14 protein-coding genes are annotated in these 13904 nt (G+C 68.0%); 6 read left to right on the top strand and 8 right to left on the bottom strand.

All coding sequences use genetic code 11. From position 1 onward, the window contains the following. The first annotated feature begins 194 nt into the window (after nt 1–194). A complete protein-coding gene (locus tag ACFWZ4_RS03865; protein WP_439703400.1) occupies nt 195–692 on the top strand; it encodes a hypothetical protein in 498 nt (165 codons plus the stop codon). A 70-nt stretch (nt 693–762) separates the two neighbouring features. On the opposite strand, the gene ACFWZ4_RS03870 is transcribed toward ACFWZ4_RS03865, so the two are convergent. The 4 genes from ACFWZ4_RS03870 to ACFWZ4_RS03885 all read right to left on the bottom strand — a co-directional run bounded on the left by ACFWZ4_RS03870 (nt 763) and on the right by ACFWZ4_RS03885 (nt 5974). Then, entirely contained in the window at nt 763–1317 is a 555-nt protein-coding gene (locus ACFWZ4_RS03870) for a YdeI/OmpD-associated family protein (protein WP_439703773.1), read from the bottom strand. Between the two features lie 84 nt (nt 1318–1401). Next, nucleotides 1402–1959, bottom strand: a complete 558-nt coding sequence (locus ACFWZ4_RS03875) for a DUF3228 family protein (protein ID WP_439703401.1) — start codon at nt 1957–1959, stop codon at nt 1402–1404. 95 nt (nt 1960–2054) lie between these two features. Then, nucleotides 2055–4964, bottom strand: a complete 2910-nt coding sequence (locus tag ACFWZ4_RS03880) for a PAS domain S-box protein (protein ID WP_439703402.1) — start codon at nt 4962–4964, stop codon at nt 2055–2057. Nucleotides 4965–5311: 347 nt separating this feature from the next. Beyond that, the gene (locus tag ACFWZ4_RS03885) at nt 5312–5974 is read right to left on the bottom strand and encodes a glutathione S-transferase family protein (RefSeq protein WP_439703403.1); all 663 of its coding nucleotides are present in this window, start codon (nt 5972–5974) and stop codon (nt 5312–5314) included. Between the two features lie 248 nt (nt 5975–6222). Between ACFWZ4_RS03885 and ACFWZ4_RS03890 the strand changes: the two genes are divergently transcribed. The 3 genes from ACFWZ4_RS03890 (at nt 6223) to ACFWZ4_RS03900 (ending at nt 9023) form a co-directional block, all read left to right on the top strand. Further along, complete coding sequence (locus ACFWZ4_RS03890; protein ID WP_439703404.1) at nt 6223–6978, top strand: zinc-dependent peptidase; 756 nt, start codon at nt 6223–6225, stop codon at nt 6976–6978. A gap of 67 nt (nt 6979–7045) precedes the next feature. After that, nucleotides 7046–8086 carry a dihydroorotase gene (pyrC, locus tag ACFWZ4_RS03895; RefSeq protein ID WP_439703405.1) on the top strand — a complete coding sequence of 347 codons (1041 nt, stop codon included), beginning with the start codon at nt 7046–7048 and terminating at the stop codon, nt 8084–8086. Between the two features lie 214 nt (nt 8087–8300). After that, nucleotides 8301–9023: an rRNA pseudouridine synthase gene (locus ACFWZ4_RS03900; RefSeq protein ID WP_439703406.1), complete on the top strand. Its 723-nt coding sequence runs from the start codon at nt 8301–8303 to the stop codon at nt 9021–9023. 10 nt (nt 9024–9033) lie between these two features. Here ACFWZ4_RS03900 and ACFWZ4_RS03905 read toward each other — a convergent pair whose 3' ends face one another. From ACFWZ4_RS03905 to ACFWZ4_RS03920, 4 genes are all read right to left on the bottom strand, one after another. After that, on the bottom strand, nt 9034–9504 hold the full coding sequence (locus ACFWZ4_RS03905; RefSeq protein ID WP_439703407.1) for a DUF1456 family protein: 471 nt from the start codon (nt 9502–9504) through the stop codon (nt 9034–9036). Between the two features lie 129 nt (nt 9505–9633). Continuing rightward, nucleotides 9634–10527 (bottom strand): DUF5996 family protein, encoded by an 894-nt coding sequence (locus tag ACFWZ4_RS03910; RefSeq protein WP_439703408.1) that lies wholly within the window; start codon nt 10525–10527, stop codon nt 9634–9636. A gap of 157 nt (nt 10528–10684) precedes the next feature. Next, nucleotides 10685–11125: a barstar family protein gene (locus ACFWZ4_RS03915; RefSeq protein WP_439703409.1), complete on the bottom strand. Its 441-nt coding sequence runs from the start codon at nt 11123–11125 to the stop codon at nt 10685–10687. 230 nt (nt 11126–11355) lie between these two features. Next, the gene (locus tag ACFWZ4_RS03920; protein WP_439703410.1) at nt 11356–12246 is read right to left on the bottom strand and encodes a LysR substrate-binding domain-containing protein; all 891 of its coding nucleotides are present in this window, start codon (nt 12244–12246) and stop codon (nt 11356–11358) included. Between the two features lie 116 nt (nt 12247–12362). Here ACFWZ4_RS03920 and ACFWZ4_RS03925 point away from each other — a divergent pair, with 116 nt between their 5' ends. Both ACFWZ4_RS03925 and ACFWZ4_RS03930 read left to right on the top strand, forming a co-directional pair. Further along, nucleotides 12363–12881, top strand: a complete 519-nt coding sequence (locus ACFWZ4_RS03925; RefSeq protein ID WP_439703411.1) for a lipocalin-like domain-containing protein — start codon at nt 12363–12365, stop codon at nt 12879–12881. Between the two features lie 82 nt (nt 12882–12963). Further along, the gene (locus ACFWZ4_RS03930; protein ID WP_439703412.1) at nt 12964–13869 is read left to right on the top strand and encodes a hypothetical protein; all 906 of its coding nucleotides are present in this window, start codon (nt 12964–12966) and stop codon (nt 13867–13869) included. Nucleotides 13870–13904: the final 35 nt, after the last annotated feature.

Raw genomic sequence — 13904 nt, forward strand, 5'->3', positions numbered from 1 at the left:
AGCCGGGGCGGCCAGGGTTTGCCCGCCTGCGGCGAGCGGGAGCTACCGATCGGCGCCGACCACGACTTCAAGCACACGACCCTGGGCTGGCGCACGCGGAAGATGCCATCCTCGACGCGCTCCATCGCGCCCCCTCACCCACCGGAAGGAAGGAACCCGCCATGGGAACAGCACCACCCCTCGCCGACGAAGCCATGAAAGCCATGTTCGGGGACGACATCGCCAAGATCCAGACCTCTCCGTTGGGCCAGACGCCCAAGGGCAAGGAGATCGTGAAAGTCCTCAAAAAGCTCAATGACACCGGGAGAATCACCTACGGCGGAACCCTGGAAGGCGGCAGGGCGGACTGGGACGGCTCCTACATCAGGATCAACAGCGATTTCGGCGGGAAGATCATCCAGACGACAGGTGAACTGGTCCACGAGGCGGTCCATGTCCTGGCGCGACAGAAGCTGCCACCCCATCGCAAGCAGACGCCTGCGGAAATCCGCAAAGAAGAGATCGAGGCCGAGCGGGCGCAGGCGGAGATCTACCTGTGGTTGATCACGACCCAGTTCAAAGGCGCGGCCGAGGATCCGGAAATGGAAAGGCGCCTGCGCAACTTCGGGTTGGTGAAGCCCTCGCCGGCCAGCCACAAACCCAGGACCCACAACCACAAGCCCAAGATCATCCGGGTCCAGCCCGTGCGCTAGCCTTGGTGTGCAGGGAGCGAACCCGCCGCCCGGGAGGTAGCCGGCGCTGCCGCCCGCGGCGGGTATCCGCTTACGGCTCGCCCGCCGGTTCCGGCGCCGCGAACGCCTTGCTGTAGTAACCGGACGGGTCGAAGCAACACACCCGTCGCTTGCCCGATGCAAGCATGTCGCAGGCGTCGGCGACGCGCTTGGCGCGGGTGGCGGATTGCCTGGCCGACGTCAGCCAGTGGATCCAGTCCACGCGCGCCAAAGTGGTGGTGCCCTGCCAGGTCGCCAACGCCTCGGGCGCGTCTTCCAGCGCCTGGCGCAGGTCTGGCGGAAGTTCCGGCTCCGGTTCTTTGGCGACCGGCGCGATCTCCAGCGCGACCATGTCGCCGGCGCCCGCGCCCGCGGCCTTGCACAGCGCCGCATCCACCCTGAACCAATGGCTCAGCCGGCCGTCCGGCTCCAGCGTGGCCTCGAACGGCTGCCCGTTGATCGTGCCTTCCGCGGTCGTCCTTCCCCGCCGCGGGAATCGCGCGCTGGCTTCTTCGGGAAGGACCACGAACGCCCAGGACGCATTATGCGGCTGCGCCGGGCGCAACAGCCTTGCGTCGAATCGGAAAATGCCTTTCTTCCTTGCCATATCGATGGGTCCGCAGGGAATCCGAAGCGTACCGTCCCGGGACGGCGAGCCATAGCCGCGCAGCTGCATCCGTACCGCCGTCGGCTACCCCCGCCAGTTGGCGTGCGTGCGCCAGAACTCAACGCTGCGACGATAGGCTTCCCGATCCAGCGGCACGCCGGAGCCACCTTCCTCCACGCCCAATGCATTGCGCATCATCGTGATCGGGGCCATCGGCGTTTCTTCCGGCTCGGCGGTGTACATGCAGCCGACCACGCCCCAGTCGGCCGCGATCGACGTGCCCTCCTTCGCCAGCTGTTCGCGGCTGTAGAGGATCGGGATCAGGTAGCCGGCCACGGGCGGCTCCAGTCCCTCGAACCAGCGCACCAGCACGGGCAGTTCGTCGCGGGTGCGCGCTTCGTAGTCCGAGCGCAGCAGGTGCCGGTTCGCGTCGGTGACCGGCACCGCCAGGCAGCGCGTGGACGTCCAGTTGCGATGCACGTGCAGCTTGCAGAACGGCGCATAGCCGTCGAGCACCTTCAGCGGGGGGACCGTGTCGAGGTGGCGCTCGAACGCCTCGGGCGTGCAGTCCTGGATCGTGTTGCGGCGAGGCTCGCGCGGGAACAATCGCGGAAGGGCGAAGTCGGTGAGGACGATGGACATGCGGCGCTGGGCGTGGCGAAGGAGCCTGGGATTATCGCGTGATTGGAAGCGGGGTCGGTCGATACCCCACCGCACGGGCGACGCGCGCCCTGCAGTCACTCGCCTCCATCGAGCATCGCCCTCACCTTCCGCGCCAGCTCGTCGATGGTGAAGGGCTTGCCGAGAAGTTCGACATCCGGATCGAGCACGCCCTGATGGACGACCGCATTGCGGGTGTAGCCGGTGGTGAACAGGATCGGCAGCTCCGGCCGGCGATGGCGTACTTCGTCGGCGAGTTTGCGTCCGTTGACCTCGGGCATGACGATGTCGGTGAACAACAGGGCGACATCCGGGTGCCGGTCGAGCAACCGCAACGCGGCCGGCGCACCGTCGGCCTGCAGCACCCGGTAGCCGAGCTCTTCCAGCGCATCGACGCTGAACTGGCGCACCGACGGTTCGTCTTCCACTACCAGGATCAATTCCTGCAGCCCGCCGGGCGCGGTGGCCGCATCGTCCTCGGCAATCCAGCCTGTAGAAGGTTCTTCGCGCAGCCGCGGCAGATAGATCCTGACCGTGGTGCCATGCCCCGGCTCCGAGTAGAGCTTCACGTGGCCGCCGGATTGCCGCACGAACCCGTACACCTGACTCAATCCCAGGCCGGTGCCTTTGCCGACGTCCTTGGTCGTGAAGAAGGGATCGAAGGCGCGCGCCAGCACGTCGGCGGGCATGCCGCTGCCGTTGTCGGTCACGGCGATGACGACGTAGTCGCCAGCACGGATGCCGTTGGCAGCGGCATAGTGCCTGTCCAGCTGCACGTTGCCCGTCTCGATGGTGAGGCAGCCACCATCGGGCATGGCATCGCGCGCGTTGACCGCCAGGTTGAGCAGCACGTTCTCCAGCTGGTTGGCATCCACCCGGGTGCGCCACAGCCCGTCTGCCAGCGTCGTGTGCAGGCGGATGCCCGCGCCGATCGAATGGCGCAGCAGCTCCGACATCTCGCCGACCAGCCGGTTGGGATCGATCGGCTGCGGATTCAGCGCCTGCTGGCGGGAAAAGGCCAGCAGCCGCTTGGTCAGCAGGGCGGCACGTCCGGCCGCATCGGTCGCGCTCTCGATCTGCCGGACCGCGCGGGGGTTGTCGCCCACGCGCCGCTTGAGCAGGTCGAGCGACCCCATGACCACCGCCAGCATGTTGTTGAAGTCGTGCGCGATGCCCCCGGTGAGCTGGCCGACCGCCTCCATTTTCTGGCTCTGCCGCAGGGCCTCTTCCGCCGCGACAAGCGCCTGGGCCTGTTCCTTCTGCTGCGTGACGTCGCGCCCGCTGGCGTAGAGCACGCCATGGTCGGCGGACTTGACCCAGGACAGCCAGCGATAGCCGCCGTCCTTGTGCAGGCAGCGGATCTCCTCGGGAGGGAACCGATCGAGCGCGGCCATCGACATCGCTTCCAGATGGATGGCCACGTCATCCGGGTGCACGAACGCCTCGGCGCTGCGCCCGATCAGCTCGTCAGGCCGATAGCCCAGGATGTCGGATGCCTCGTTCGCCGCAAGGATGATGCCGGTGGCGTCCATCACCAGTTGCAGGTCGCGCGACATGGCCCAGGCGCGGTCACGCTCGCGGGTGCGCGCCTCGACGCGGGCCTCGAGCGTTTCGTTCAGTTCGCGCAGGCGCTCCTGCGCGATGCGGCGCTCCTCCACTTCGCGCTTGGCGGTGGCCAGCAGTCGTGCGTTGTCGATCGCGATCGCAGCGTGCGCGGCCACGCCGGCCATCAGGCGCTCATGCCGGGCCTTGAAGCGCGCCGGCTCCGGATGGGCGAACACCAGGGCGCCCAGCGGCTCGCCGGATCGCGATGTCACCGGAACGGCGAGCAGGCTGCGTATCGGCGCGGGCGTCGCCGACATGGCGTCGTGCGCGATGCGTGGATCGATGGTGACGTCGTCCGAGCGAAAGAGCTGGCGATGCTCGATCACCGGACCGAACAATTCCGCCACGCACGTCCTGGACGGGCTGCCGAACGCATCGCGATCGATGCCGGCCAGTGCACACAGCCGGGTGTCGCCAGCCGCCTCGTCGACGGTTTCGGAGACAAACGCGCCCATGCTTGCCCGGGTCAGTTCGACGCCGGCCTCCGTGGCCAGATGCACGACCTGGGGGAGGTCCAGTTCGGCGGCCATTTCGGCGGCGGTGCGGTTGAGTATCTCCAGTGTGCGCGTGCGCCGGCGCAGCGCGCGTTCGGCCCGCTTGCGCTCGGTGACGTCGACCATCGCGCCGATCATGCGAATGACGCGGCCCTGGGCATCGCGCGCCACGGTGCCGCGGTCGCACACCTTTGCGTAGGTACCGTCGGCACGGCGGAAACGGTACTCGTCGACCCAATGGGTACCGCCGCCCTCATGTACCACCTCCCGCAGGCCTGCATCGATGCGCCCGCGATCGTCCGGGTGGATCTGCGAAATGAACCAGGCGTAGGAGGTTTCCGTCTGCCGATGGCCGTAGGCTTCGAACAGCCGCTCGTTCCAGACCGTGCGATCGGTCCGGGGATTCCAGTCCCAGATCGCATCCTCCGTGGCTTCGGTGGCAAGCCGGTAGCGTTGCTCGGCGTCGCTCAGCGCGCGCTCGGCCTGCACCCGCGCGGTGTCGTCGTGGAAGGTGAGCACCGCGCCGGTCATCACGCCCTCGGTGTCGAAGAGCGGCTGCGCGGCCCCGCCGGCGATGCGCCGGGTGCCGTCGTCGCGCTGGATGCTCCAGCGCGCATGGGGAATCGTCTCCCCCCTCACCGCGCGCGCCAGCGGCAGGTCGACGGCCGGATAGGGTTGGCCGTCCTCGGTAAGGAGATGAAAGACGCGGCTGTAGTCGACCGGAAGCACGCCCAGTTGCGACACGCCGAGGAACTGCCCGGCCGCTTCGTTGATGAAGGTGATCCGCCCCTCGCGGTCGGTGAGTATCACGCCCTCGCGCAACTGGGCGAGCACCGTGGCTTGTTCGCCGGGCAGCAGGCCGCGCATGGATGGCGTGAGGCTTCTCATGGGCAGGACACCCTTCCGCGCCGCAGGGAATGCGGGCGGGCATCCATCCCGCATGGCGCGGACCGGAGTTTCCTTACGCCGATGGGCGTGACGGGCGCAGAAAAGGAACGTCGCCGGTCGCGCCATGCGACGCGGCGACGGCCGGCCCTTGGCTAGGGGTGGGTTGGCCTCTTCTTCACGGCCGGTAGCCGGCCCCCGGGGTGACGACCGTTCACGACCGTCCAGGACTGGCCGCGGGCATGACCCATGGCGGCGTAGGCACCTTTGTATCCGGGTGCCGATGGCACCGCCTGCTGGATCGCCGCCTTCCCCGCCGGCCAGCCGTTCCCGGATTGCGGGGACGAGACTCAGGCCCCTCCCTTCACCTTTTCAGCCCGGGCCGCCACCGCCGCCTGGGCCGCGTAGGCCCGCTGGTAGGCCGGGCGCGCTTCGCCGCGGGCGACGTAGCTGGCCAGGCTTGGGAATTCGGCGAGCATGCCCGAGGGTTTGAGCCTGAGCAGCACCGACACCATCATCAGGTCGCCCGCGCTGAACGCACCATCGAGCCATTCGGCATCGCCCAGCCTGGCGGAGAGCTGGCGCAGCCGGGTGCGTATGCGCTCGGCGACCAGAGGCAGGCGTTCCTGGGTCCATGGCTTGTCGCCCTCCACGAACTTGGCGATGACCAGTTCGAGGATTGGTGCCTCGACTGTGTTGAGTGCGGCGAACATCCAGGTGATCGCACGCGCCCGGGCGTCCGCATCGTCCGGCAGCAGGCCCGCATGGCGCTCGGCGATATGGAAAACGATCGCGCCGCTCTCGAACAGGGCGAGACCGCCCTCCTCGTAGGTGGGAATCTGGCCGAACGGATGGATCGCCAGATGCGCGGGCTCCTTCATGGCCTGGAACGAAACAAGGCGGACGTCGTAAGGCTGGCCCACCTCTTCCAGCGCCCAGCGCACGCGCGTATCGCGCGCCAGCCCCTTGCCGCCATCGGGCGAGCGTTCGAAGGCGGTGATGGTGATGGTCATCGTGAAACTCCTCGCTGGTGGATGGATCTGTCTGCTGCGCCGCCGGTCAGGGATACCGCCCGGTCGGCGGGCGATTGCCTGCCATCGCATCCCTGCAGGCCCTCGCCCGTGGCGACTCATTCCCACGACGATCCAGCCCCCGGTGGATCGACACGAACCCGGGCGCTGCACTTTTTTTCCCGGAGTCGTTGAGAACGCGACCATCGCCCTGATTGCCTGGAGAGGCCAAGACCCCATCTCGGAGGGCCATGTTCGCCAAAATCAAAAACTGGCGCGAGCGACGCATCGTCGCCCGGCGCCCCATCGCCGAACCGCTGTGGCGGGACGCGCTGCGCCGATGCGCGCCGGCCCGCCGCCTCGGCGCTTCGGACCAGGCCACGCTGCGCGTGCTTGCCACGTTGTTCCTGGAACGCAAGTCGCTGGAGCCGACCCAGGGGCTCGAACTCGACGATGCCGACCGGGTGCTGCTCGCAGCCCACGCCTGCATACCGATCCTGAAATTGGGCCTGGACTGGTACGACGGCTGGCACAGCGTCATCGTCTATCCGGATGCCTTCATTCCGCGGCGCACGCACACCGACGCGGCGGGCGTGGTCCACCAGACCCGCACCGTGATGGCAGGCGAGGCCTGGGGCCGCGGTCCGGTAATCCTGTCGTGGGCGGACGTGCTCGACGCCGGAAGGAAGCCCGGGCACAACGTGGTCATCCATGAAATGGCCCACAAGCTGGACATGCTCAACGGGGATGCCAACGGCTTCCCGCCCCTGCACCGGCGCATGGACCGGCGCACGTGGACGCGCGTCTTCTCCGAAGCATGGGATCGCCTGCGCGATGACCATCGCAACGGACTGCCCCTGCCGATCGATCCGTACGGTCTGGAGAATCCGGCCGAGTTCTTCGCAGTGGCCAGCGAGCAGTTTTTCGAGGAGCCGGCCAACCTGCGCGCCCAGTTGCCTGAGGTGTATCGACAGCTCGAGCAGTTCTACCGGCAGCATCCGTACTAGTCCGCCCGGCGCCGCGGCGCTGGTCCGGTCGCGCTCCACGTAACGTCAATCCCGCTAAACTTTGCCGATGAGCACGATCGACCTCACGCTGACCCGCCCCGACGACTGGCACCTGCATCTGCGCGACGGCGCCATGCTGGCCGCGGTGCTGCCGCATACCGCGCGCCGCTTCGCGCGGGCCATCGTCATGCCCAACCTCAAGCCGCCGGTCTCCACGGTGGCGCTGGCGCGCGGCTATCGCGAGCGCATCCTGGCAGCCCTTCCCGCCGGTGCGGATTTCGAGCCGTTGATGACGCTCTACCTGACCGAAGCCACCACGCCCCACGACATCGCCGAGGCCCGCGCCAGCGGCTTCGTCCACGCGGTCAAGTACTACCCGGCCGGCGCGACCACCAACGCGGCCAGCGGCGTGACCGACCTGCGCCGCTGCTACGCCGTGTTCGAGGCGATGCAGAAGCACAACCTGCCCTTGCTCATGCACGGCGAGGTCACCGACCCGGACGTCGACGTGTTCGACCGCGAGCCGGTGTTCGTGGAGCGCCACCTGACCACGCTGCTGCGCGATTTCCCGGCGCTGCGCATGGTGCTCGAGCACATCACCACGCGCGAGGCGGCGCAGTTCGTGCGCGACGCGCCGGCGCACGTCGGCGCCACCATCACGCCCCAGCATCTGCTGATGAACCGCAACGCCATTTTCGCCGGCGGCCTGCGGCCACACAGCTACTGCCTGCCGGTGCTCAAACGCGAAAGCCACCGCCAGGCGCTCGTCGAGGTTGCCACCAGCGGCGATCCGAGCTTTTTCCTGGGCACCGACAGCGCGCCGCACCCGCGCCACGCCAAGGAGAGCAGTTGCGGCTGCGCCGGCATCTATTCCGCGCACGCCGCCATCGAGCTGTATGCCGAAGCCTTCGAAGCGGCTGGCGCGCTGGACAAGCTGGAAGCCTTTGCAAGCTTCCATGGCGCGGATTTCTACGGTTTGCCCCGCAACACCGGCACCATCACCTTGCGCAAGCAACCGTGGACGGTGCCCGAGGAGCTCGATTTCGGGGGCGTGCCCGGCGTGCCGATGCGCGCGGGGGACACCGTTGCCTGGCAATTGGAAGCGTAAGGCCGATCCTTCGCGAACCTTGCGGCGCGGATTGATCAAAGCCGTTCAAGGCGCGTTTTGAGCGATGCCCTTCGGGACGCAACACAGGCTGCCCGCAGGTGTAACGGCGTGGCCGCGTGACCCGGGGCCGCCGCACCGACCTGCCTGCTTTCTCGTGGAAGTGCCGCGGTGGGCGATTGATACACTGGGTGCCCTGATTGCCTGGCAGTGACCCATGTCCGATCCGGTTCGACTGGCGAAATACGTCGCCGACCTGGTCCGGTGCTCCCGCATCGAGGCCGAGCAGTACATCAAGAACGGCTGGGTATCCGTGGACGGGCGCGTGGTCGAGGACCCGGCGTATCCGGTCTCCACCGAAGCCGTCGCGCTCGACCCGGCCGCGCAACTGGAAGCCGTCGAACCGGCCACGATCCTTCTGCACAAGCCGGTCGGCCATGACGCGATCAAGGGCCGCAAGGCCGCGGCGGGGCTGGTGCAACCGCAGACACGCTGGCCGGACGATCCCTCGGGCGTGCGCCTGCTCGAGCGCCACTTCCATCGCCTGACGCCGCTGGTGCCGCTGGACACCGAAGCCAGCGGCTTGATGGTGCTGACCCAGGACGGCCGCGTGTGGCGCCGGCTGACCGAGGACCGCGACGAGATCGAGCAGGAGTTCGTGGTCGAGGTCAACGGCCGGATCGCGCCTTACGGCCTGCACAAGCTCAACCACGGCCTGCACTATCGCGGCCGTCCGCTGCGGCCGTGCAAGGTCAGCTGGCAGAACGAGATCCGCCTGCGCTTCGCGCTCAAGGGCGTGCAGGAGGGGCAACTGCGCGACATGTGCGCACAGGTCGGCCTGGACGTGGTGGCGATCCGGCGCATCCGCATCGGCAAGGTGCCTTTGGCGAAGATGCCCGTCGGCATGTGGCGCTACCTGCCCGTCGGCGAGCGCTTCTGAAGAAGGCGACCTAGGCGCCGCGCACGCGCAGCGTCAGACCCTTGAGGAAATTGCGCAGCAGCTGGTCGCCGCACGGACGGTAGTTCTTGTGCCCGGGTTGGCGGAACAGGGCCGACAGCTCCGGCTTGGATACGGGCAATCCCGCGTCCTCGAAAACCTGGTGCATGTCCACGTCCTTGAGCTCGAAGGCCACCCGCAGCTTCTTCAACACCACGTTGTTGCTGACGCGCTTCTCCACCGGCCGCCGCGGCAGGCTTTCGTCCCTGCCGCGGCGATGGATGATCAGTCCGTCGAGGAAATGCGCCAGCACGGCATCGCGGCAGGCCACGTAGCCAGGCTCGTCTTCCTTCAGCAGGAAGGCACGCACGTCGTCTTTCTCCAGGGCGAACGCCGGATCGGCCAGGTGGGCGATCTCGACCACCTTGTTGTCGCTGAGGTCGAGCATGTAACGGATGCTGCGCAGGACGTCGTTGTTGATCATCGATTGACTACGGGGCCATGGGGGGTCGCCCAGTTTACCGGTGGCGGGTGCAGGAACCGGAAAGCGCGACGTTGCGGCCGGCGTCCGCGCGAAGCATGTCGTTGCCGGATGTCGCGTCCGCCCGCGCGGTCAATGCCGCTCCAGCTCGGCCAGGTTCCAGTGCCCAAGCGTCGCCGCCTGGTGCCACGTACTTTGCAGGAACGCTCGCAGCGCGGCCTCGGGCGAAGACGCCTTGCGCACCGCTTCATACGGCAGGATGAATTCGCCGAGCGATGGATGGAAATACGCCTCGCGCGGCTCGACCGGCGCCGTGGCCAACCCATCCGGTGGCGGTACCGCGTAGGCGTAGAAGGCCGGTTCCAGCAACGGCGCGCTGCCGGGCCAGAACCCGTGGCTGATCACCTCGTGCGAATACGCGTCGCGCTCGAACGCCGGGCCCTCGCGCGAAGGCGCGCGGCGACCCGAGAAGCGTGTCACCGCCAGGTCGAAGCTGCCCCAGAAGAAATTCACCGGACTGCTCTTGCCCACGTAACCGCAACGCCAGCGCGCGAACTCGCGCTCGATGAGCACCAGGATTCGCCAGAACCGGTGCGCCCATGCGGGCTCGTAACTGCAATGGCTGGTGTCCTCGTCCAGCCGTACCGGCATTGGCATCTCCACCGAGACCGGCCAGATCCGCACCGCCAAGCCCATCTCCCGCAACGCGGTCATCAGTGCGCGATGGAAGTCGGCGACGCTGCGCGGCTCGAGCGGCACCCGCCGGGTTTGCCCATCGGTGCAGTCGATCACCAGCGCGTGGTCGATGAAGTCGAATGCCAGCGTGAAGGTCCGCGCTCCGTACGGCAGCAGCCGGGTGGACAGGCCGCGCGCCGTGACGTGGAGCGCGCTGCCCCAGCAGTGGTTGAGCGGCGGCGCCAGCGCCAGCGCGACCTTGCCCACCACCTGCGACCACAGGTGCAACGTGGCATAGGTCTCCCGCCATGCGTCATAAGGGAGTTCGGGCCAGACCTCGTCGATCGGCATGCGATACCTCCGGCAAGCTCGCCGTGGCGCCGAAACCGCCACGGCAAAGTGGGACGTCAAAGACTCCAACGGAAGCGCCCTGCGCCGGGCTTTCGACCGTCTCTTGCGGACCGGGATCGTTGGCTCGCCCGCTAGGGCCCGGCCCCGTCAATCCGGCTCAGGCATCTATTGCGGCATCCAGTGTTTCGCTGTCCGGGAACACCATGAAAACGAAAAACGGCACGCCGCGGGCGTGCCACTCCCTGGCCACGCCAGCCAGGCGGTCGCGAAGTGTTGCGTAGACGTCGGGCGCCTCGGCGCGCAGGACGTCGGCATGATCGAGCACCAGCACGCAGCCCGGCGCCGTCAGCCAGCCCGGATCGCGCAGGCTGGCCGTGATCGCGGACCAGTCATCCCCCGACACCGCCAGGTCGAACGCCTCGGCCAGGCGCCGCACCGCGCGCTCGTGGCTCGCGCACTCGCGCAGATCGATGCGCGTGAGGCGCAGACCGGCGCGGGCAGCGTCGTCCGCCAATGTCATCGGGTCGTCGGGCACGACGCGATAAATGCCGTCGCGTCCGGCGTCGTGCAGATCGATCTGCAGAACTTTGCTGGTCATCGGCAGAACGTGAGAGACACGGATCATCGCTTCTTACGCCCAGCGGCGTGTGGGCGACGAAAAAGCCCGGAGCGAAGCGAAAAGCCCCGATCGCCCATGTAACCCGAGGCACCGCGTTGTCGATGGAATCGACGTGCCGGGCTGTCTTCCGCTAGCGAAGCGACCGGGCGGCGTCCGGACCGGCGTCGCACTCTCTTTCCTGTAGCGCGACAGAGCCGGGCATCCGGTCACTAGCCGCGGGGACCCGTTCGACCCAGATGCGTTCGCGCCTGCTCCACCACTGCCTGGCGCAGCCGTGTCAGCGCCGCGGAAGGTGGGCCGGAGGCGGCATGCAGGCACAGATCCACACCCGGCAGCGGCGGCAAGCCGTGGCGCTCGTCCAGTCGCATCAACGGGGGCGGGAGGTCGGTCCCCGTGCGTACGGTGATGCCCAGCCCCGCGGCGACGCCCGCCCACAGGCTTTGCAGACTCGCGGTGACAAAGGCCGGCCGCCAGGCGATGCCGGCCCGATCCAGTGCGGCCGTACCCGCCTGCCGGAAGAAACACGGCGGCTGGTAGAGCGCCAGATCCAGTACCGTGCCCGGCCGCACGACCTCGACCGTTCCTGCCGGCCCGATCCAGGCCATCGGCAGCGTGGCCAGGCGCTCGGCGTCCGCGCGCCCGCCCTGGTTCATGGCCAGCACCAGATCGAGCTCGCCGCGATCGAGCCGTTCGAGCAGCAGCCGGTTCGGCTCGACCAGCACATCCACCCGTACCGCCGGGTAGGCCTTCCTGAATTGCCCCAGCGCCGCCGGCAACCAGGACTCGGCGAAGTCGCCCGGCAGGCCGAAGCGCACCACGCCGTCGATCGCCGCACCGCGCACCGCGTGGACCGCTTCATCGTTCAGTTCCAGGATGCGGCGCGCGTACGCGTGGACCCGGTCGCCCGCCTCGGTCAACACCACGCGGCGGCCCTGCTTGCGGAACAGCGGCTCGCCCAACTGCAGCTCCAGCTTGCGCATCTGCTGGCTGACCGCCGAAGGTGAGCGCCCGATGCGTTCCGCGGCACGGGCCAGGCCGCCCGTGTGCAGGATCGCCACCAGGCTGCGCAGCGCATCCATGTCGAGATTGGGGAGCGACATAAGTAAGCAATTCGAAAGTGTTGTCCTCGAATTATTCGATTTTTCGGCATGCAGGCAACTCGTACGATCGGCGAGGCCTCATCCACGAGCTCCCCCGATCAAACGAGGAAAACCCCATGAGCCTGCATCGCACGTTCTCCCGTCTCGCCGTCATCGCCTGTCTGCTGCCCGGCCTGGCCTGGTCATCCGGCGCAGGGGCGGCCGACACCGGCGACGTTTCGCTGGCCGGGACCTGGACACTGGTGGCAGCCGATGTACTGCATCCGGACGGCTCGCGCTCGCACGACTACGGGGACGCGCCGAAGGGCCTGCTGCTGATCGACCGCACGGGACACTACTCGCTGCAGCTTTACCGCGCCGATCGCCCGCGCTTTGCCAACCCGAGCAAGGCCAAGGCCACCGCGCAGGAATACCGGGCGGCGGTGATGGGTGCGAGCACCCACTACGGCACGGTCGCGGTCGAGCCGGGCCGGCACCAGCTGGTGTTCCATATCGAAGGCGCCTCCTTCCCCAATTGGGAGGGGCAGGAACAACGCCGCGCCTTCGAGGTGCAAGGCGACACGCTCAGCTACCAGGTGCCGCCGCGTCCGGACGGCGACGTGCCCGTCTCGGTCTGGCGGCGCATCGGTAACTGAGCCGCCCGTTCAAGGGAGCCCGGCAGTTCCCGGCATACCCCGGACGATCTAGCATCCGGGGCGTCTGCTGGAGACCGGCGCCATGATCATCCATCCCGGGTTCATCAAGACGGGGACGACATCGCTGCAGGAGTTCCTGTTCTTCGTCCATCCCGGGATCCATGCGCTAGGCCATCCTCACAGGGCGGGCGTGGATATGCGCCTTTCGCAGGCGCTGCGACGGATCGAAGGCTTCGATGACGATCCGCAGGAATTGCGCAGCGCGCTGGCCATGGCGCTCCAAGCCTGCCCCGGCGGCCGCGTACCGCTCCTTTCCGACGAGACCCTCACGGCCGATCCGCGCCTGACCGCGAGCGTTGCCCGGCGGCTGCATCGCCATTTTCCGGAGGCACGGATCCTGTTCACCATCCGGCGCCAGGAGGACATGATCCGGTCCTTCTATGGCCGTCACGGCAGGGTGCTCGTCAACGTTCCGGCGCCCTATGCCGACAGGCACGTGGGTTTTGCCGCCTGGCTGGAACATGCCTACCGCAATCGTCCCGCCGGCGTGCTTGGCGTTGCGGACTACCAGCGCACTATCGAAATTTACGGCACGCTGTTTGGTGCCGAACGCATCGCGATCCTGCCGCTGGAGCTGTGGGCGGCCGACCACCAGGCTTTCGCCGACCGTCTGTCGGCCATCCTGGGGATCGATGCCGCCACCACGCGTCAGTTGCTGGGCAACCGGCGCACCCACGCGCAGGAGACCGGGCGATTCGTCCTCTACGACCGCCTGTGCAAACGCTTTCCCGCCGCCGGCCGCATGGCTGCGCGCCTGCCAGGCGGGGTGCGCACCCTCGGCGGTGGATTGCTCAGGCGCGGCGGCGCGCAACAGGTCGAATTTCCTGCCGGGTGGACGGAAAGGCTGGGCGATCTCTACCGCGAGGGAAACCGGAAACTGGCAGAAACATATGGGCTGCCGTTGCGCGAGTTAGGGTATGCGGTTTGAGTCGAGATACCCGGCCATGGCGTCAGGCGAAGGCG

Origin of the sequence: Frateuria sp. GZRe12 (genome assembly GCF_051900535.1) — a bacterium.
Classification (GTDB): domain Bacteria; phylum Pseudomonadota; class Gammaproteobacteria; order Xanthomonadales; family Rhodanobacteraceae; genus Frateuria_A.